The sequence below is a fragment of the Streptomyces sp. NPDC102278 genome, assembly GCF_044766345.1.
Taxonomy (GTDB): domain Bacteria; phylum Actinomycetota; class Actinomycetes; order Streptomycetales; family Streptomycetaceae; genus Streptomyces.
Window position 1 is genome coordinate 444,413 of the sequence record NZ_JBIWLV010000004.1, and the last position, 17,834, is coordinate 462,246.

The following is a 17,834-nucleotide window of genomic DNA, read 5'->3' on the forward strand; positions in this document are numbered from 1 at the left end:
GCGGGGGGGGGGGGGGGGGGGGGGGGGGGGGGGGGGGGGGGGGGGGGGGGGGGGGCGCCGGGGGGGGGGGGGGGGCCGGGGGGGGGCGGCGGCGGCGGGCAGTGGTGCCCGCCGTGATGGCCTCCGCCGTGGTGCCCGCCGTGTCCGTGGCCATGGCCGCCATGCCCGTGGCCGTGGCCACGGCCGTTTCCGGTTCCGCGGTCGTTTCCGCGGTCGTTTCCGCGGTCGGGTCCCGGGCTGTTCCCTCGGTCGTTTCCACGGCTGCCGGCGCGGCTGTTCTCGTGATGTGCGCCACCTCGGCCGGCTCCGCCCCCGCCCTTGCCGGCGGCCGCGAACACCCTGACGGCGGTCACGTCGTCCCCGGTGTCGATCGTCGCGTAGGCGCGGCTATCGGCCACGGCCGGCGTGGCGGACAAGGCCGCCCACAGCAGGACCGGGACCGCCAGCAGGCGCCGGGCACAGGCTCTGTTCACCCCGGGAGCATGGGCCCGCGCGCGCCCGCGCACGTGAAGGTCGGCTCGGGTTCGCCTGAACGGGCGGAGTTCGGACCATAGAGGTTTGAGCCAGTCTTCGGTCGCATCGGGTTACCCGTCGGTCAATTCCCAAAAGGTATTTGTCGGTTTCGCTCAAAGCCCCCGGAGGACCCCGTTCCTGGCTTTGGTGTGTGACCAAGAACGGATCGCCAATTTCCGCTTTTGCTCGCTCCGTTGGGCAATGATCAGTACATTCGGCTCGGACAGGAGTCCGACCCCCGGGCGGACCCTCGAAGGACCACGGCACGACTACCGCTTGGAGACCCCGATGGAGCGCCCCGCCTGGGCCCCGCCAGGCATCGACATATCGGTGCCGAGCGTGTCCCGCATCTACGATTACTACCTGGGCGGCTCGCACAATTTCGAGGTCGACCGCCAGGCCGCCCGGCGTGCCATGGAATTCCTGCCGGGCCTCCCCAAGATCATGCAGGCCAACCGCGCGTTCATGCGGCGCGCCGTCCGGCACGCCGTCGCCGAAGGCGTCACCCAGTTCCTCGACATCGGCTCCGGCATCCCGACCTTCGGCAACGTCCACGAGATCGCCCGCGCCGCCAGCCCCGAGGCGCGCGTCGTCTACGTCGACCACGACCCGGTGGCCGTCGCGCACAGCCAGGCCGTCCTGGCCGGCGACGAACTCACCGGAGTCGTCACCGCCGACCTGCGCAAGCCGCAGGAGATCCTCACCGGCCCCGAGGTCGCCCGGCTGATCGACTTCGAACGCCCGGTCGCCCTGCTGCTCGTCGCCGTGCTGCATTTCATCGAGGACTCCGACGACCCGTACACCGCCGTCGCGCAGCTGCGCGACGCGCTGGCCCCGGGCAGCCTGCTGATCCTCACCCACGCCTCGTACGAGGGCATCCCGCTGTCGCAGGAGATCGCGGGCGGGGCCGTCGGCGTCTACCGGGACATCCGCAACCCGCTCGTGATGCGCGACCACCAGGAGATCAGCCGCTTCTTCGACGGCTTCGAATGGGTCGAACCCGGCCTGGTCTCCATGCCGGACTGGCGCCCCGACCGCGCCGACGCGCCGGCCGACGGCGACACTCCGGAGGACCCGTACGCCTTTTCCGGCTTCGGCGGCGTGGGACGCAAGGCGTGAGACTCCCGGCTCCGACCCCGCACTCCGCCACCCCGGCCCCGGCCCTCCAGTCGGGCGCCGGGACCGGGAAGCACCCGAAGGAACCCCCGAGCGAGGACAACCCGCCGCCCGGCCCGCGCGCGGGCCGGGCGCCCGTGGGAGAGCTGCGGAGCGGGCTGGAGGACCGGATCGCGCGCTTCGCGACGATCTGGGGGCGCGCCATCTTCCCCGTCACCGCCACGTCGCTGACCCGGCCGGAGTTCGAGCGGTACCTCGTCCCGCTCACCCGCACCCTCACCGAGGCGCTGCACGCGCGCCCCTTCGACGCGACCATCGCCCAGCGGGTCGGCGCCGAACTCGTCGCCGTGCACTGCACCGACCCGGAGGCCCTGGCCGGCACCCTCGGCGTGGTCGAGTCGTACCTCGTCCTGTACTGCGGCCCGGACGGCGCCGGAGTGGAGAGCACCGAGGAGTACCGGGCCCGCTGCGCCAGGCTCCAGCACGGCATCGCCGCCGGATTCGCCCGGGCGTTGCGCGAACGCACCCTCAAGGAGCAGGAGGCGATCGCCCGCTCCGCCCTGACCGCCCGCATCGACGCGCAGAAGGCCCTGCACGCCAGCGAGGCACGCTTCCGCGCGGTCTTCGAGGGCGCCGCCATCGGCATCGGCATCGCGGACCTCCAGGGCAACGTCCTGGAGGTCAACGACACCTTGTTGCAGATGTTCGGCGGCCTCGAAGGGCACGTCCGGGGCCGCAACGTCAGCGACTGGGGACACCCCGACGACACCCCGCACGTCTGGCGGATGTACGGCGAGCTGGTGCGCGGTGAGCGCGAGCACTACCGCGTGGAGAAGCCGTACTACCGGCACGACGGCACCGTGCTGTGGACCAATCTGACGGTGTCGCTGTTGCGTGACGCCGAGGGACGGCCGCAGTACCAACTGGCCCTCATGGAGGACACCACCGAGCGCCGCCTGCTGAACCTGCGGCTGCGCTACGAAGCCACCCACGACGCCCTGACCGGCCTGCCCAACCGCACGCTCTTCTTCGAACGCCTGGAGAAGGCCCTCAACGGCGCCGGCGGCAGCCGTTTCGGCCTCTGCTACCTGGACCTCGACGGCTTCAAGGCCGTCAACGACAGCCTCGGCCACTCGGCGGGTGACCGACTGCTGGTGGAGGTGGCCGACCGGCTGGAGAGCTGCGCGACCGGCCCCGGCGAGGTCGTCGCACGCCTCGGCGGCGACGAGTTCGTCGCGCTGACCACCGGATCCGACACCGAGGGGAAGGTGACGGAACTCGCGGTCCGCATCCTCTCCGCGCTCTCCACCCCGATCCGGTTGGAGGGGCGGGAGTTGACCGTCCGGGGCAGCATCGGCATCGTCGAGGGGCCGGCGGGCGAACGCACTCCGGCGGAGGTGCTGCGCAGCGCCGACATCACGATGTACCGGGCCAAGGCGGCCGGCGGCAACCGGTTCGAGTTCGCCGACGAGGAGGCCGACGCCCGCGCCATCACCCGGCACGGCCTGACCAACGCCCTCCCGGCGGCGCTGGAACGTGGTGAGTTCTTCATCGAGTACCAGCCGCTGGTGCACATGCACGACGGCAGCGTCCACGGCGCGGAGGCCCTGGTGCGCTGGTCGCACCCGCAGTACGGGGTACTCGGCCCGGACCGCTTCATCCCGCTGGCCGAGCGGACGGGACTGATCGTGCCCCTCGGCCGCTGGGTCCTGGAGGAGTCCGTCCGGCAGGCCTGCAACTGGCAGCGCCAGTACGGTGGCTCCGCCCTGCGGATCAACGTCAACCTGTCGCCGACCCAGCTCCACCACCCCGGCCTGGTCGCCGACACCGTCCGGGTCCTGGAGGCCTCCGGGCTGGCCCCGGGCGCGTTGTGCCTGGAGGTCACCGAGTCGGCCTTGATCGGAGCCGACGACGAACTCCTGGAACCGCTGCGCCGGCTCGCCGCCCTCGGCGTGGACATCGCCCTCGACGACTTCGGCACCGGCTACTCCAACCTGGCCAACCTGCGCCGCCTCCCGGTCAGCGTCCTCAAGCTGGACCGTTCCTTCACCCAGGGGATGCAGCAGCAACCGGCCAATCCCGTCGACGTCAAGATCGTGGAGGGGATCGTCGCACTGGCCCACAGCCTCGAACTCGCTGTGACCGTCGAGGGCGTGGAGACCGGAGCCCAGGCCGCCCAACTGCGGGACCTCGGCTGTGACACCGCCCAGGGCTGGTACTACGCCCGCCCCGGCGCCCCGGACCGCATCCATACCCTCTCCCTCTCGGACGCGGTCCCCACTCCCTGACCCCCCGGGCCGGGGTCGGTTTGCCCGTGTGTGCCTGGCGGGGTTCGGCGGCGGTGTGGCGGCGGTGGCGCGGGTGGTGTTCGGCGGTGGTGGGGCGTGCTCGGTGGCGCGGTGCCGGCGGTAGTGCGGAGGTGCCTGGCTGGGGTGTTCTGCCGTGGTCCGGTGGTGTCTGGCCGTGGGTCCAGGGGTGTTCGGCGGTGGTGGGGCGTGCGCCGTGGGACCGACGTGGCCCGGATGATCGGCGAGGCGTGCCCGGTGGCCGGTGCGCTGCCGCCGGGGGTGCCCCCGGCGATCGCCCGGGCGATCATCCTCGGCCGACCTCCGTACCGTTGCCCGCCGTGCGGACCGCGGCCAGCACCCGCCGGTGTCGTCGGACGGTCTCGGCCAAGACCTCGGCGGCTGCCGGAAGCCGCTCCGCCTCGTATGCGCCGAGCGCCGTCTCGCTGGCGGGGCCGGGCTCTTCGTCGAGGGCCGCGGCCAATGTTCGGGCCAGGGCTGCCGCGTCCAGGATTCCGGTGTTCATGCCCAGCCCGCCGGCGATGGGTTGGACATGGGCCGCGTCCCCCGCGAGGAAGGCCCGTCCCTCGCGTATTCGGGCCGCCATGCGGACGTTGACTCCCCAGGTCGAGAGCCACGTGGCTTCCCCGAGTCGTATCCCCGGCATCCGGGCGTGCCGGTCGAACAGCCGCTGAAAGCTCTCCAGCGAGGGCGGCAGTGGCCGGCCGTACTCGTCCCGCTCCCGGGAGGCTTGCAGCTGGAAGGTGTCCGTCCCCGGTATGGGGCAGAGCATCATGGCCCCGCCGTCCGAAGTGAACCACTGGTGCCAGACGTCCCGCCCGAGTCCCGGCGCCGTCACGTCCCCGATCACCATCGTCTGTTCCTCCTCGCTCGTCCCCTCGAAGGAGATCCCGAGGAGGGCGCGGGTCGTACCGCGTCCGCCGTCGCACCCCGCGAGATGGCCGGCCCGGATCCCCCGGCCGTCCACCAGCTCCGCGTCGACCCCGGCGGCGTCCTGCCGCACGCCCGTGAGCCGGGCTCCGTACTCGACGCGCACACCGAACTCGGCGAGACGGTCGCGCAGTACCGCCTCGATCTGCCACTGGCCCAGGAACAGGAAGTCGGGGACGGAGGTGTCGTCTACATGGGCGCCGTCGAAGTACTTGCGGAACGTCAGGTCCGGGATGCCGAGGGCCGCCAGTCGCCCGGCGACCCCGAGGTCCGTGAAGACCCTGAGGCCGTCCCGGTTCAGGGACTTACCGCGAGACTCGCGATGCGGTGAGGTGCGCTGGTCGATCACCCGCACGATGACGCCGCGGCGCGCCAGGTCGCAGGCGAGCGTGAGGCCGGTCGGGCCGGCACCCGCAATCAGAACGTCGGTCATCGGAAGTCCTCTCATCGCCGTAGTGCGTCGCCGTGTCTTGTCGATGACCCAAGAGAAGCAGCCTCCAACCAAAAAAGCAACCCAGTTAAATATTTGACTCGGTTACGTCTCGTGCTACGCTGTGCGACATGGAAAACACGACGGGTCTACGTGAGAACAAGAAACTGCGTACGCGCCACCGGCTGGCGGCCACGGCGCTGGAACTCTTCCTGGAGCGGGGCTTCGACGCCGTTTCGGTGGCAGATGTCGCCGCCGCGGCCGAGGTCTCCAAACCCACCCTGTTCCGGTACTTCCCGAGCAAGGAGGATCTGATCCTGGATCGCTTCGCCGACCACCAGGACGAGGCGGCCCGCGTCGTGCGCGACCGGGAGGGCGGACAGACTCCGGTGGGCGCGTTGCACGCGCACTTCCTGGCGGCCCTCGCGGAGCGGAACCCGATCACCGGCCTCTGCGACCATCCGAACGTCCTGGCGTTCCAGGGGCTGCTCTACTCCACGGCGAGCCTGGAAAGCCGGATGGCCCACTACACGACCCGCGAGGTGGAGCTGCTCGCGGAAGTCCTGGAGGCGGAGTCGGTCGCGCCGCTCGCCGCCCGGCTGGCCGCCACGCACCTGGTGGCGGTGCGTCAGGGGTTGGGACGGGCGAACTGGGCCCGCGTCGCCTCCGGCGTGAGTGCGGACGACGCCCATGCCGCGGCTGTGACCGAAGCCGATCAGGCCTTCGAGATGTTGGCCGAGGGCCTCGACGCGACCCTCTCCAGACGTTCCTGAGCGCGGCCCCGCCCCCGGCCGGGTGTCGTCGCGCCTCCGTCCGAGCCCGGTGTGCCGTCCGACCGCCGCGGCCCCTCCACCCGTACGGCAGTCCGCGGCCCCGTAGTCCCTTGGGCCCTGCGACCTCTGACGCCGGCCCTGCGACCTCTGCCCGGCCCCTCCGACCCGGCCTGCGGCCCGCCTCCGCCCGCCGCGGCCCCCGCCCCTCCGACCCGGCCCACCCCCACCCGCTGCGGGCCCCGCCCCGCCGCAGGCCGGCCGCCCCGCCCGCCGTAGACCGGCCGCCCCGCCGCCGGCCGCCCCGCCGCGGGCCGCCCGCCGCGGCCCCCGCCGCAGACCGCCCCCCGGCCCTGGAGGTGACCCGCTTGGTTCAGGTGACCCGGTCAGTTCAGCAGCATGCGCTTGAGTTCCCGGGCCGCGCGGGGAGGGGCGACGTCCGTGCGGTGGGCCAGGCCGATCGTGCGGCGCAGAGGCGAGCCGGCCAGGGGGGTGGCGCGCAGGCCGGGGCCGCCGTGGGCGACCACCATGGCCGGAACCACCGCGACGCCCAGGCCGGCGCGGACGAAGCCGAGCACCGCGTCCATCTCGCCGCCCTCCACGGTGAACGCCGGCTCGAAGCCCGCCGCCCGGCAGGCCGCCACCGTCAGGTCCCGCAGGTCGTAGCCGTGCCGGAACATCACCATCGGCTCGTCCCGCAACGCGGAGATCGTCAGGGGCCCGCCCCCCGCCGGTGGCGGGAGGTCGGCCGAGGAGACCACCACCAGGTCCTCCGTCAACAACTCCACAGTGGTCAGGGCGGGCGCCGACGGCGGCAACGGCAGCGAGATCAGGGCCAGGTCCAAGACCCCTCGCGCGAGTTCGCGTACGAGGTCCAGTGAGCCGCTCTCCTCGATCAGCAGCTCGATCCCGGGGTGTGCGGTGTGGAAGGCTCGCAGTACGCCCGGCAGCAGTCCCGTGCACACGCTCGGCGTGGCCCCGAGGCGCACCCGGCCACGCCGCAGCTGCGCCAGTTCCTGTACCTCCAGCCGGGCCGTGTCCGCGTCCGCGAGGATGCGTCGGGCCAGCGGCAACAGGGCCTCGCCCGCGTCGGTCAGCGCGATGTTGCCGCGCGCCCGGCTGAAGAGTTCGGCCCCCAGTTCCCGTTCGAGCGCTTTGATCTGCTGGGAAAGCGAAGGCTGCGCCACGTGTTCGCGCTCCGCCGCGCGGGTGAAGTGCCGGGTCTCGGCGACGGCCACGAAGTACACGAGCTGCTGGAACTGCATCGTGCCAGGGTAGCCCTTGAATAGAGAATGCCTATCGATATCAGCTCCACCATGTCTTGGACCTTTCGGGACCTTCGTCCCTACCGTCGATGTCATGGCATTGGCTACCCGGACGGATCGACGGCCGTCCACCACGCGCACCATCTGGAACTCCACCGTCGGCAAGAAATCCGTGATGGCGGTCTCCGGGTTGATCATGCTCGGCTACCTCGCGGTCCACATGCTCGGCAACCTCAAGATCTTCTTCGGCGCGGAGGAGTTCAACGGCTACGCCCACTGGCTGCGCACCCTCGGCTCCCCGTTCCTGCACCACGAGTGGGCCCTGTGGATCGTCCGCCTCGTGCTGGTCGCCGCCGTCGTCGCCCACGCGGTCTGCGCCTACCAGCTCAGCCGCCGCGACATAAAGGCGCGCCCGGTCAAGTACGCCCACAAGCGCCGGCGCGCGAGCTATGCCACCCGCACCATGCGATGGGGCGGGATCATCCTCGCCCTGTTCATCGTCTGGCACCTGCTCGACCTCACCACGCTCACCGTCAACGAGCGTGCCTGGGCCGGCCACCCGTACGAGAACGTGCTGTCCACCTTCTCCACCTGGTACGGCAACACCATCTACATCGTGGCGATGGCGTCCCTCGGCCTGCATGTCCGCCACGGCTTCTGGAGCGCCGCCCAGACCCTCGGCGCCGGCAACGCCCGGCGCGACCGGACCCTGAAGTTCCTGGCCGACGCCCTGGCCCTCGTCCTCTTCGCGGGCTTCGTGTCCGTCCCCGTCGCCGTCATGACCGGAGTGGTGAGCTGACCATGAGCACCATGAGCCTCCCTTACGCCGACTACACCCTCGGCGAGCCGATCGCCGACGCGAAGGCTCCCGAAGGCCCGATCGCCGAACGCTGGGACCGCCGCCGCTTCGAGGCGAAACTGGTCAACCCGGCCAACCGCCGCAAGCACACCGTCATCGTCGTCGGCACGGGTCTGGCCGGCGGCGCCGCCGGCGCGACCCTCGCCGAACAGGGCTACCACGTCGTCCAGTTCTGCTTCTCGGACTCCCCGCGCCGCGCCCACTCCATCGCCGCGCAGGGCGGCATCAACGCCGCCAAGAACTACCGCAACGACGGCGACTCCGTGCACCGCCTCTTCTACGACACCGTCAAGGGCGGCGACTTCCGCGCCCGCGAGTCCAACGTCCACCGCCTCGCCCAGATCTCCGTCGAGATCATCGACCAGTGCGTCGCTCAGGGCGTCCCCTTCGCCCGCGAGTACGGCGGCCTGCTCGACACCCGCTCCTTCGGCGGCGTCCAGGTCTCCCGCACGTTCTACGCCCGCGGGCAGACCGGCCAGCAACTGCTGCTCGGCGCCTACCAGGCGCTGTCCCGGCAGATCGCCGCCGGCAACGTCGAGATGCACGCCCGCACCGAGATGCTCGACCTGATCACGATCGACGGGGTGGCCCGGGGCATCGTGGCCCGCGATCTGATCACCGGCGCGATCGAGGCCCACTACGCCGACGCGGTGGTGCTGGCCAGCGGGGGCTACGGCAACGTCTTCTACCTCTCCACCAACGCCATGAACTCCAACGCGACCGCCGTCTGGCGGGCGCACCGGCGCGGCGCCCACTTCGCCAACCCCTGCTTCACCCAGATCCACCCCACCTGCATCCCGCGCACCGGCGACCACCAGTCGAAGCTGACCCTGATGAGCGAGTCGCTGCGCAACGACGGCCGGATCTGGGTTCCCAAGGCCGAGGGCGACACCCGTCCCGCCGCCGACATCCCCGAGGAGGAGCGCGACTACTACCTGGAGCGGATCTACCCCTCCTTCGGCAACCTCGTGCCCCGCGACATCGCCTCCCGCGCCGCGAAGAACGTCTGCGACGAGGGCCGCGGCGTCGGTCCCGGCGGCCAGGGCGTGTACCTCGACTTCGCCGACGCGATCCGCCGCATGGGCAAGGACAAGGTGGCGGAGAAGTACGGCAACCTCTTCGACATGTACGAGCGGATCACCGCGGAGAACCCGTACGAGGTGCCCATGCGGATCTACCCCGCCGTGCACTACACGATGGGCGGACTGTGGGTCGACTACGACCTCCAGACCACCGTCCCCGGCCTGTTCGCGATCGGCGAGGCCAACTTCTCCGACCACGGAGCCAACCGCCTCGGCGCCTCCGCCCTGATGCAGGGCCTGGGTGACGGCTACTTCGTCCTTCCCTCCACCATCAACGACTACCTGGCCCGCCACCAGGTCGAGACCGACGGTGACCCGGTGGACGACGACCACCCGGAGGTCGCGGCCGTACTGCGCGAGACCCGCGACTGCCTGGCCAAGCTCCTCGCCGTCGACGGCGACCGGACCCCCGACTCCTTCCACCGGGAGATCGGTGAACTCATGTGGGAGTACTGCGGCATGGCCCGCACCGAAGCCGGCCTGCGCAAGGCGCTGGCCCGCATCCCCGAGATCCGCGAGGAGTTCTGGAAGCGGATCAAGGTCCCGGGCAGCGGCGCGGAGTTCAACCAGTCCCTGGAGAAGGCCAATCGCATCGTCGACTACCTGGAACTGGCCGAGCTGATGTGTCTCGACGCCCTCCACCGGGCCGAGTCCTGCGGCGGCCACTTCCGCGAGGAGTCCCAGACCCCGGACGGCGAAGCAGCCCGCCGTGACGAGGAGTTCGGCTACGTGGCCGCCTGGCAGTACCAGGGCACCGGCGCCGCACCCGTCCTGCACAAGGAAGACCTCGTCTTCGAGTACGTCCACCCCACCCAGCGGAGCTACGCATGAGGCTCATCCTGCGCGTCTGGCGCCAGCGCAACCCCGAGACCCCGGGCGCCATGGCCTCGTACGAGGTCAACGGCATCTCCGAGGACATGTCGTTCCTGGAGATGCTCGACACCCTCAACGAGGACCTCATCCTGCGCGGTGAGGACCCGGTCGCCTTCGACCACGACTGCCGCGAGGGCATCTGCGGGGCCTGCAGCCTCGTCATCAACGGTGACGCCCACGGCCCCGAGCGCACCACCACCTGCCAGCTCCACATGCGCTCCTTCGCCGACGGGGACACCATCGACGTCGAGCCGTGGCGGGCCTCGGCCTTCCCGGTGGTCAAGGACCTCGTCGTCGACCGCGGCGCCCTCGACCGGATCATCCAGGCCGGTGGCTACATCACCGCCCCCACCGGCGCCGCCCCCGAGGCGCACGCCACCGCCGTGCCCAAGCCGGCCGCCGACCACGCCTTCGAGCACGCCGAGTGCATCGGGTGCGGGGCGTGCGTGGCCGCCTGCCCCAACGGCTCGGCCATGCTGTTCACCTCCGCCAAGGTCAACCACCTCAACGTGCTGCCCCAGGGTTCGCCCGAACGCGAGACCCGCGTCCTCGACATGGTGGCCCGGATGGACGACGAGGGATTCGGCGGCTGCACCCTGACCGGCGAATGCGCCACGGCCTGCCCGAAGGGCATCCCGCTGCCGTCGATCGCCGCGATGAACAAGGAGTGGCTACGGGCGGTCCGCAAGGGCTGAACCGGCCGCGCGAGCCCCGGTACGACCCCCGTACGAGCCCCCGTGCGCGCGCCCCCGACCGGCCGGGGGGTGGGCCGGCCCCGGTTCCCCCGGCGTGGGCCGATCGGCTGACCCGATCCGCCGACCGGGCGCTCGTCCGGGCCGTACCTCGTGCCGCGCCCCGGCGGCGCACGGGGCGTGGGGGACAGTGAGCCCCATGCCACAAGCCCCCGCCGGGACCGGACCGCGCCGCCGCACCGTGTTGGCCGCCGCCCTCGCCCCGCTCGCGGTGGCCGGCTGCGCCTCCGAGGAACCCGCCCGACCGGCGCCCGGCCCCCGGGTCGTCGCCAGGGACGCCCTCGTGATGGTGATCCGGCACGGGGAGAAGCCGTACGCCGGGGACACCGGCGAGGACGAGGACGGCAATGAGGACCCCGGATTCCTGGCCGGCCGGGGATGGCGTCGCGCCGAGGAACTGCACCGGCTCTTCCCGCCGAGCCGAGGTTCCGTCCTGCCCCGACCGGCGACCCTCTTCGCCGCCGGCGGCAAGCCGGCCGCCCCGGCCCGCTGCAAGCAGACCGTCGAGGCGCTGGCCACCGCGGTGAAGACCCCCGTCCGCACCGAGTTCGGCATCGGCGCCGAAGCGGGCCTGGCCCGCGCCGCCCTCGCCGCGCCGATGCCCGTGCTCATCTGCTGGGAGCCCGCCGGCATGTCCCGCCTGGTTCGCGCCCTCGGCGCACACCAGGTCCTCGGGGTCCCCGCCCTGTGGCCCGACCGCTACGACCTCGTGTGGGTCCTCACCCGCCGCCGGGGCGAGTGGAGCTTCCGCGAACTCCCGCAGCAACTGCTTCCGGGTGACGCCTGACCCGTCCCGGTACCCGCGCGGTACCCGCCCGGGCCTGATCCTGACCCGCCCGGGGTCAGGCCCCGTCCTCGGCCCCGAGCGCACGCGCCAGGTAGGTCGCCGTGACGCTGCCGGGCGTACGGGCCACCTCGCGCGGGGTCCCGGACGCGATCACGCGGCCGCCCGCCGCTCCACCACCCGGGCCCAGGTCGACGACCCAGTCGGCGCCGGCCACCACCGCCATGTCGTGCTCCACGACCACCACCGAATGCCCGGCGTCCACCAGGCCGTGCAACTGCCGCATCAGCACCCGCACATCGGCCGGGTGCAGCCCCGTGGTCGGCTCGTCCAGGAGGTACAGGGTGTGGTCGCGGCGCGACCGCTGGAGCTCCGCCGCCAGTTTGACGCGTTGCGCCTCCCCGCCGGACAGTTCGGTCGCCGGCTGCCCCAACCGCAGGTAGCCCAGCCCGATCTCCTCCAACGCTCGCAGGCTGCGCCCCGCGGCCGGGACCCCCGCGAAGAACCCCACCGCGGCCTCCACCGTCAGACCGAGCACCTCCGCGATGTTCAGACCCCCGTAACGAACCTCCAGGGTCTCCGCGTTGTAGCGGGCGCCCGCGCACTGTGGGCACGGGGCGTACGTGCTCGGCAGGAACAGCAGCTCCACCGACACGAAGCCCTCGCCCTGGCAGGTCTCGCAGCGGCCGCCCGACACGTTGAAGGAGAACCGGCCCGCCTTCCAGCCGCGCTCCTTGGCCTCCTCGGTGGCCGTGAAGAGCCTGCGCACCACGTCGAACAGCCCGGTGTACGTGGCCAGGTTGGAGCGCGGGGTCCGGCCGATCGGCTTCTGGTCCACCTCCACGAGGCGCCGTACGGGGAAGCCCGGATCGGCGAGCCGCCCGGTGACCTCGCCGGCCAGGGCCTGCCCGAGGGTGGACTTCCCGGACCCGGACACGCCGGTGACGGCGGTGAACACCCCCAGCGGGAACTCCGCGTCCACACCGCGCAGGTTGTGGCGCCGTACCCCGCTGAGCCGGATCGCCCCGCCGGCGGTGCGGGTCGGCCGGGGCGCGGCGGGCTCCCGCGTCCCGAACAGCGCTCGCGCGGTCGCCGATTCGGCCACGCCGGCCAGAGCGGCGGGCGGTCCGCTGTGCAGCACCCGTCCGCCGTGCTCGCCGGCCGCCGGCCCGACGTCCACCAGCCAGTCCGCGTGGCGCACCACGTCCAGGTGGTGTTCCACGACGAAGACGGTGTTCCCGGCCGCCTTCAGCCGGTCCAACACGCTCAACAGGGCCTCGGTGTCCGCCGGGTGCAGTCCCGCCGACGGCTCGTCCAGGACGTACACCACTCCGAACAGCCCCGACCGCAACTGCGTCGCCAGCCGCAGCCGTTGCAGTTCACCGGCCGACAGGCTCGGCGCGGTCCGGCCCAGGCTCAGGTACCCGAGCCCCAGCTCGGTGACGGGGCCGATGCGCGAACGCAGGTCCTCGACGAGGACCCGGGCCGCCTCGCCCTCCGGGGGCGCCGACGCCAGGACGTCGTCCAGGTCGGTCAGCGCGAGCGCGGCCGCCTCGGCGATCGTGCGGCCCGCGAAGGTCACCGCCAGGGCCTCGGGTCGCAGCCGACGCCCCTCGCACACCGGGCAGGGCGCGTCGGTCAGGAACCGCTCCGCCCGGGCCCTGAGCGTGGCGCTCCTGCTGTCGGCGAAGGTGCGCATCACGTACCGGTGCGCGCTCATGTAGGTTCCCTGGTAAGGCCGTTGGATGCGGTCGGCGTCGCGCACGGGATGCACGGTCACCACGGGCTGTTCGTCCGTGAACAGGATCCACTCGCGGTCCTCGACGGCCAACTCCCGCCAGGGCCGGTCGACTTCGTACCCCAGTGCGTCCAGGACGTCCCGCAGGTTCTTGCCCTGCCAGGCGCCCGGCCAGGCGGCGATCGCGCCTTGACGGATCGACAGTCCCGGATCCGGCACGAGGAGTTCCTCGCTCGTGCGGTGGACGCGCCCCAGGCCGTGGCAGGAAGGGCAGGCGCCGGCGGCGGTGTTGGGGGAGAAGGCATCGGAGTCGAGGCGTTCGGCGCCGACGGGATAGCTGCCGGCCCTGGAGTACAGCATCCGCAGGGAGTTCGACAGCAGGGTCACCGTCCCCACCGAGGAGCGCGAACCGGGCGAGGAGCGCCGCTGCTGCAAGGAGACGGCGGGCGGCAGACCCGTGACGGAGTCCACCTTCGGTGCGCCGATCTGGTGGATCAGCCGGCGGGCGTACGGGGCCACGGACTCGAAGTAGCGACGTTGCGCCTCGGCGTAGAGCGTCCCGAACGCCAGGGAACTCTTGCCGGAACCGGACACCCCGGTGAAGACGGTGAGGGCGTCGCGCGGGATGTCCACGTCGACCCCGCGCAGGTTGTGCTCCCTGGCGCCCCGTACCCGTACGCAGGGGTCGTGGCTCGGGCCCCGGGGGCCGGGGGCGTACGGGTCCTGGGCGGGGGAGTGGTGCATTCGCCCCACTTTAGTGCGGCCGGGCCGGCACGGCCCGCTCCCGTCCCCCGCGACCGACTCCGGGTGCGGCGTCCGCTCGGAGCCCGGCGAGTTTGGCCAGCCCCGTGAAGGAGTCCAGCAGGGCCGCCCGGTCGTACGTCGAGGTCGTGACCAGCAGTTCGTCCGCCTCCGTCGCCCGAGCGACCTCGGCCAACTCCGCTACGACCCGCTCCGGTGTGCCGTGGATGTGCCCGACCAACGCGCCCTCGTACAGCTCGCGCTCCTTCGGGGTCATCTCCATCGCCTCGATCTCCTCGGCCGGACGCAGCGGCGGAAAGCTGCCCCGGGTGCGGGAGTACGCGAGGGACCACGCCTCCGGGACCAGGATCCGGCGGGCTGCCTCCTCGGTCCCGGCGACCGCGACCGTCCCGGAGACCATCACGTACGGCTCCTCGCCCCAGGGGGACGCCCGGAACTCCTCCCGGTAGCGCTCCACGACCTCGGCCACCTTCGCCCGGCCCCGCAGGTCCCCGACCACCATCGGCAGCCCGGCCCGCGCCGCGATCCCCGCGCCCTCGCCGGTGGCCAGTACGTACGGCGCGATCGGCAGGCCTTCCGCCGGACGGGCGTGGACCTGGGGGTGGGCGTGTTGGGTTCCGTCCAGCCAGCCCAGCAGCTCGGTCAGTTGCTCCTCGAACAGGTCGGCGTCCCTGGTGTCCCGGCCCAGGGCCCGCCGGATTCCGTCCGTGAAGCCGACCGAGCGGCCAAGACCCATGTCGATGCGGCCCGGGAACAGCGACTCCAGGACCCCGAACTGCTCGGCGACCACCAGCGGCTGGTGGTTGGGCAGCATCACCCCGCCCGTGCCGACCCGGATCCCGCGGGTGGAGGCGGCCACGGCCGCGGCCAGCACGGTCGGCGCGGAGCCCGCGACGCCGGGCACGCTGTGGTGCTCCGACACCCAGAAGCGGTGGTAGCCGAGTTCCTCCGCGGCGCGCGCCAGCTCCACGGTGTCGCGCAGCGCCTGCGGGGCGCTGTGGCCCTCGCGGGTCCGGGACCGGTCGAGTATCGAGATTTTTCGGATCACACCGGTGTCAACGCCGTGGAGCGGGAGGGATTCCCCGGTCCGGGCGGGCACGAGGGGGATTGCGGCGCGGGTCGAGCGCCGGCGGGTCGGGGCGGGCCTGACCGGCGTCGCTTCGACGGCGGACCCTAGGCTGGTCGTATGACGCGTGAGACCGACAACCGCCGCCCGCTGGCCGTCTTCGACATCGACAACACCCTGGCCGACACCGACCATCGGCAGCATTTCCTGGAGCGGCGTCCCCGGGACTGGGCGGGCTTCTTCGGTGCGGCCCCGGCCGATCCGCCCCTCGCGCGCGGCGTGGCGCTGGCGGTGGAGAGCGCGGCCGACTGCGAGGTCGTGTACCTCACCGGGCGGCCCGAGCGGTGCCGTGCGGACACCGTCGAGTGGCTGACCCGCCACGGTCTGCCGGAGGGGCGGCTGTGGATGCGCGGCAACCAGGACCGCCGCCCCGCCCGGACGACGAAGCTGGAGGTGTTGGGGCGGCTCGCCCGGAGCCGGGACGTGCGGATGCTCGTGGACGACGACGAGCTGGTCTGTCAGGCGGCTCGGGCGGCCGGCTTCCGGGTGGTGCTCGCCGACTGGGCGGCGGACGCGCCGGAACTCAAGTCCGCCCAGGAGGGCGAGGGCCGCACCTGAGCGGCGGGCCCCGCCTGCCGTCCGGGGCCCGGGTGACGGCCCTCGCCGTCGATCGGGAGGCGTCGGTTCTCGCGCCGGTCCCCGCGTCGATCCCCGCCTCGGTCCTCGCGTCGCTCCCCGCGGTCAGTCCTCGCCGTCGATGCGGAAGCCCACCTTGAGGCCGACCTGGTAGTGGCCGATCTCGCCGTTCTCGATGTGTCCGCGCACCTGGGTGACCTCGAACCAGTCGAGGTTGCGGATCGTCTGCCCGGCGCGGGCGATTCCGTTCTTGATGGCCTGATCGATGCCCTCCGGGGAGGTGCCGACGATCTCGGTCACCCGGTACGTGTGATTGGACATGGGGTCTCCCGACGGTGGTCGCTGTTGCCTTGTTCCAAGGTGCCCCAGTAAGGCCGAGTTCGCGAACTTTGCGTGAACGATCCCGAGCGAAAGGTCTTGACCAGCCTATTGGTCTATGCCAATTTCAAGCCATCTGAGATCCATCCCCAGAAGGTGACCCTCGTGAAGATGCGCTTCCTCGCCGTGTGCACCGTTCTCGCTGCCGCGACCGCCCTCACCGGATGCAGCCAGGTGGTCGGATCCGAAGGCGGGTCCGAGAAGGTGACGCTCTGGTTGATGAAGGGCAGCGCCTCCGACGACTTCATCGCGAAGTTCACCGCCGATTTCGAGAAGGAGCACGCCGGCATCGACCTGGAGGTCAAGATCCAGGAATGGACGGGAATCGGCGACAAGGTCAACGCCGTCCTCAAGGGCACGGGCAAGGAGAGCGCCGACGTCATCGAGGTCGGCAACACCCAGGTGGCCCAGTACGTCGAGACCGGCGGCATCTCCGAAGTCACCATGGACGGGCTGCGGGAGTGGGACAGCAGGCACTGGCTCAAGGGCCTCTCCGACCCGGGAAGCGTCGACGGGGCCCAGTACGGAGTCCCCTGGTACGCCGCCAACCGGGTGGTGATCTACAACAAGGAACTCTTCGCCGACGCCGGGATCACCACCCCGCCCAAGACCCGTCAGGACTGGATCCAGGCCACCCGGCGGCTCGACAAGGGCGAACAGCAGGGCATCTACCTCCCCGGCCAGAACTGGTACGTGCTCGCCGGGTTCATCTGGGACGAGGGCGGCGAACTCGCGGTACAGACCAATGGCGAGTGGGCCGGCACGCTCGACGACGAGAAGGCCCTGAGCGCCATGGAGTTCTACAAGCAGCTCCAGGGACTCGGCGACGGCCCCAAGGCCGCCGACGAGGAGACGCCCCCGCAGTCCGAGGTGTTCGCGCGCGGCCGGATCGCCCAGATCATCGGCCCGCCGAGCCAGGCGGCGGCGATCGAGGCCGCCAACCCGGGCCTCAAGGGCAAGCTCGGCTTCTTCCCGATCCCCGGCAAGGGCGCCGACAAGCCGGGCGCCGTCTTCACCGGTGGATCCGACCTGATCATCCCGGAGAAGTCCGGGCGCCGTGAGCACGCCGTGGACCTGATCACGGCGCTCGTCAGCGAGAAGTGGCAGACCGAACTCGCCACCACCATGAGCTACGTGCCCAACAAGACCACCCTCGCCCACGTGGTCGAGGGCAACGAGGGCGCCGCCACCATGGCCGTCGGCGCCGCCCAGGGCCGGGCCACCCCGCAGTCCGCCCGATGGGCCGAGGTGGAGGCCGAGAACCCCATCAAGCCGTACATGACGGCCGCCCTCACCGGCCAGGACCCCAAGCGGGCCGCGAAGACCGCCTCGGAGTCCATCAGCCGGATCCTCGGCTCCGACCACTGAGGGGCCCCGACCGTGAGGGCCCCGACCACTGAGGCCCCGACCACTGAGGCCCCGACCACTGAGGGCCCCGACCACTGAGGGCGCCCCGACCACTGAGTGAGGGCCCCGACCGCGAGGAGGCGGGCCCGGCCCCGCGCCGGACGTCCGCCCGCGCGCCCGCCGAGTTCAGCGTTCCCACATCCGGCCGCCGCTGAGCGGTCATGTCG

Annotated in this window: 14 protein-coding genes; 9 read left to right on the forward strand and 5 right to left on the reverse strand. The window is 72.1% G+C overall.

The window, feature by feature from the left end; genetic code table 11:
* The first annotated feature begins 801 nt into the window (after positions 1-801).
* Together ACIRO3_RS14235 and ACIRO3_RS14240 are read left to right on the forward strand one after the other, a co-directional pair.
* Positions 802-1,632 carry an SAM-dependent methyltransferase gene (locus ACIRO3_RS14235; RefSeq protein WP_404136336.1) on the forward strand — a complete coding sequence of 277 codons (831 nt, stop codon included), beginning with the start codon at positions 802-804 and terminating at the stop codon, positions 1,630-1,632.
* Between the two features lie 134 nt (positions 1,633-1,766).
* Positions 1,767-3,917 (forward strand): EAL domain-containing protein, encoded by a 2,151-nt coding sequence (locus ACIRO3_RS14240; RefSeq protein WP_361784095.1) that lies wholly within the window; start codon positions 1,767-1,769, stop codon positions 3,915-3,917.
* A 304-nt stretch (positions 3,918-4,221) separates the two neighbouring features.
* Here ACIRO3_RS14240 and ACIRO3_RS14245 read toward each other — a convergent pair whose 3' ends face one another.
* Positions 4,222-5,298: an FAD-dependent monooxygenase gene (locus tag ACIRO3_RS14245; RefSeq protein ID WP_404136126.1), complete on the reverse strand. Its 1,077-nt coding sequence runs from the start codon at positions 5,296-5,298 to the stop codon at positions 4,222-4,224.
* A gap of 128 nt (positions 5,299-5,426) precedes the next feature.
* Here ACIRO3_RS14245 and ACIRO3_RS14250 point away from each other — a divergent pair, with 128 nt between their 5' ends.
* Positions 5,427-6,068 carry a TetR/AcrR family transcriptional regulator gene (locus ACIRO3_RS14250; RefSeq protein WP_404136128.1) on the forward strand — a complete coding sequence of 214 codons (642 nt, stop codon included), beginning with the start codon at positions 5,427-5,429 and terminating at the stop codon, positions 6,066-6,068.
* 383 nt (positions 6,069-6,451) lie between these two features.
* On the opposite strand, the gene ACIRO3_RS14255 is transcribed toward ACIRO3_RS14250, so the two are convergent.
* Complete coding sequence (locus ACIRO3_RS14255; protein WP_404136130.1) at positions 6,452-7,330, reverse strand: LysR family transcriptional regulator; 879 nt, start codon at positions 7,328-7,330, stop codon at positions 6,452-6,454.
* 94 nt (positions 7,331-7,424) lie between these two features.
* Here ACIRO3_RS14255 and ACIRO3_RS14260 point away from each other — a divergent pair, with 94 nt between their 5' ends.
* The 4 genes from ACIRO3_RS14260 to ACIRO3_RS14275 all read left to right on the forward strand — a co-directional run bounded on the left by ACIRO3_RS14260 (position 7,425) and on the right by ACIRO3_RS14275 (position 11,683).
* Positions 7,425-8,129, forward strand: coding sequence for a succinate dehydrogenase (locus ACIRO3_RS14260; protein ID WP_404136133.1), 705 nt, complete (start codon positions 7,425-7,427; stop codon positions 8,127-8,129).
* 11 nt (positions 8,130-8,140) lie between these two features.
* Complete coding sequence (locus ACIRO3_RS14265) at positions 8,141-10,102, forward strand: fumarate reductase/succinate dehydrogenase flavoprotein subunit (RefSeq protein ID WP_361783993.1); 1,962 nt, start codon at positions 8,141-8,143, stop codon at positions 10,100-10,102.
* Positions 10,099-10,839, forward strand: coding sequence for a succinate dehydrogenase/fumarate reductase iron-sulfur subunit (locus ACIRO3_RS14270; protein WP_404136136.1), 741 nt, complete (start codon positions 10,099-10,101; stop codon positions 10,837-10,839). The genes ACIRO3_RS14265 and ACIRO3_RS14270 overlap by 4 nt, the downstream gene beginning before the upstream one ends.
* A gap of 196 nt (positions 10,840-11,035) precedes the next feature.
* The gene (locus tag ACIRO3_RS14275; protein ID WP_404136139.1) at positions 11,036-11,683 is read left to right on the forward strand and encodes a hypothetical protein; all 648 of its coding nucleotides are present in this window, start codon (positions 11,036-11,038) and stop codon (positions 11,681-11,683) included.
* Between the two features lie 55 nt (positions 11,684-11,738).
* On the opposite strand, the gene ACIRO3_RS14280 is transcribed toward ACIRO3_RS14275, so the two are convergent.
* On the reverse strand, positions 11,739-14,162 hold the full coding sequence (locus ACIRO3_RS14280) for an ATP-binding cassette domain-containing protein (protein WP_404136142.1): 2,424 nt from the start codon (positions 14,160-14,162) through the stop codon (positions 11,739-11,741).
* A 10-nt stretch (positions 14,163-14,172) separates the two neighbouring features.
* Positions 14,173-15,228, reverse strand: a complete 1,056-nt coding sequence (locus tag ACIRO3_RS14285; RefSeq protein WP_404136339.1) for an LLM class flavin-dependent oxidoreductase — start codon at positions 15,226-15,228, stop codon at positions 14,173-14,175.
* A 138-nt stretch (positions 15,229-15,366) separates the two neighbouring features.
* Between ACIRO3_RS14285 and ACIRO3_RS14290 the strand changes: the two genes are divergently transcribed.
* Positions 15,367-15,864 carry a hypothetical protein gene (locus tag ACIRO3_RS14290; RefSeq protein WP_404136145.1) on the forward strand — a complete coding sequence of 166 codons (498 nt, stop codon included), beginning with the start codon at positions 15,367-15,369 and terminating at the stop codon, positions 15,862-15,864.
* Between the two features lie 123 nt (positions 15,865-15,987).
* Here ACIRO3_RS14290 and ACIRO3_RS14295 read toward each other — a convergent pair whose 3' ends face one another.
* Positions 15,988-16,203, reverse strand: coding sequence for a dodecin (locus ACIRO3_RS14295; protein WP_361784011.1), 216 nt, complete (start codon positions 16,201-16,203; stop codon positions 15,988-15,990).
* Positions 16,204-16,365: 162 nt separating this feature from the next.
* Here ACIRO3_RS14295 and ACIRO3_RS14300 point away from each other — a divergent pair, with 162 nt between their 5' ends.
* Positions 16,366-17,628 carry an extracellular solute-binding protein gene (locus ACIRO3_RS14300; RefSeq protein WP_404136148.1) on the forward strand — a complete coding sequence of 421 codons (1,263 nt, stop codon included), beginning with the start codon at positions 16,366-16,368 and terminating at the stop codon, positions 17,626-17,628.
* Positions 17,629-17,834: the final 206 nt, after the last annotated feature.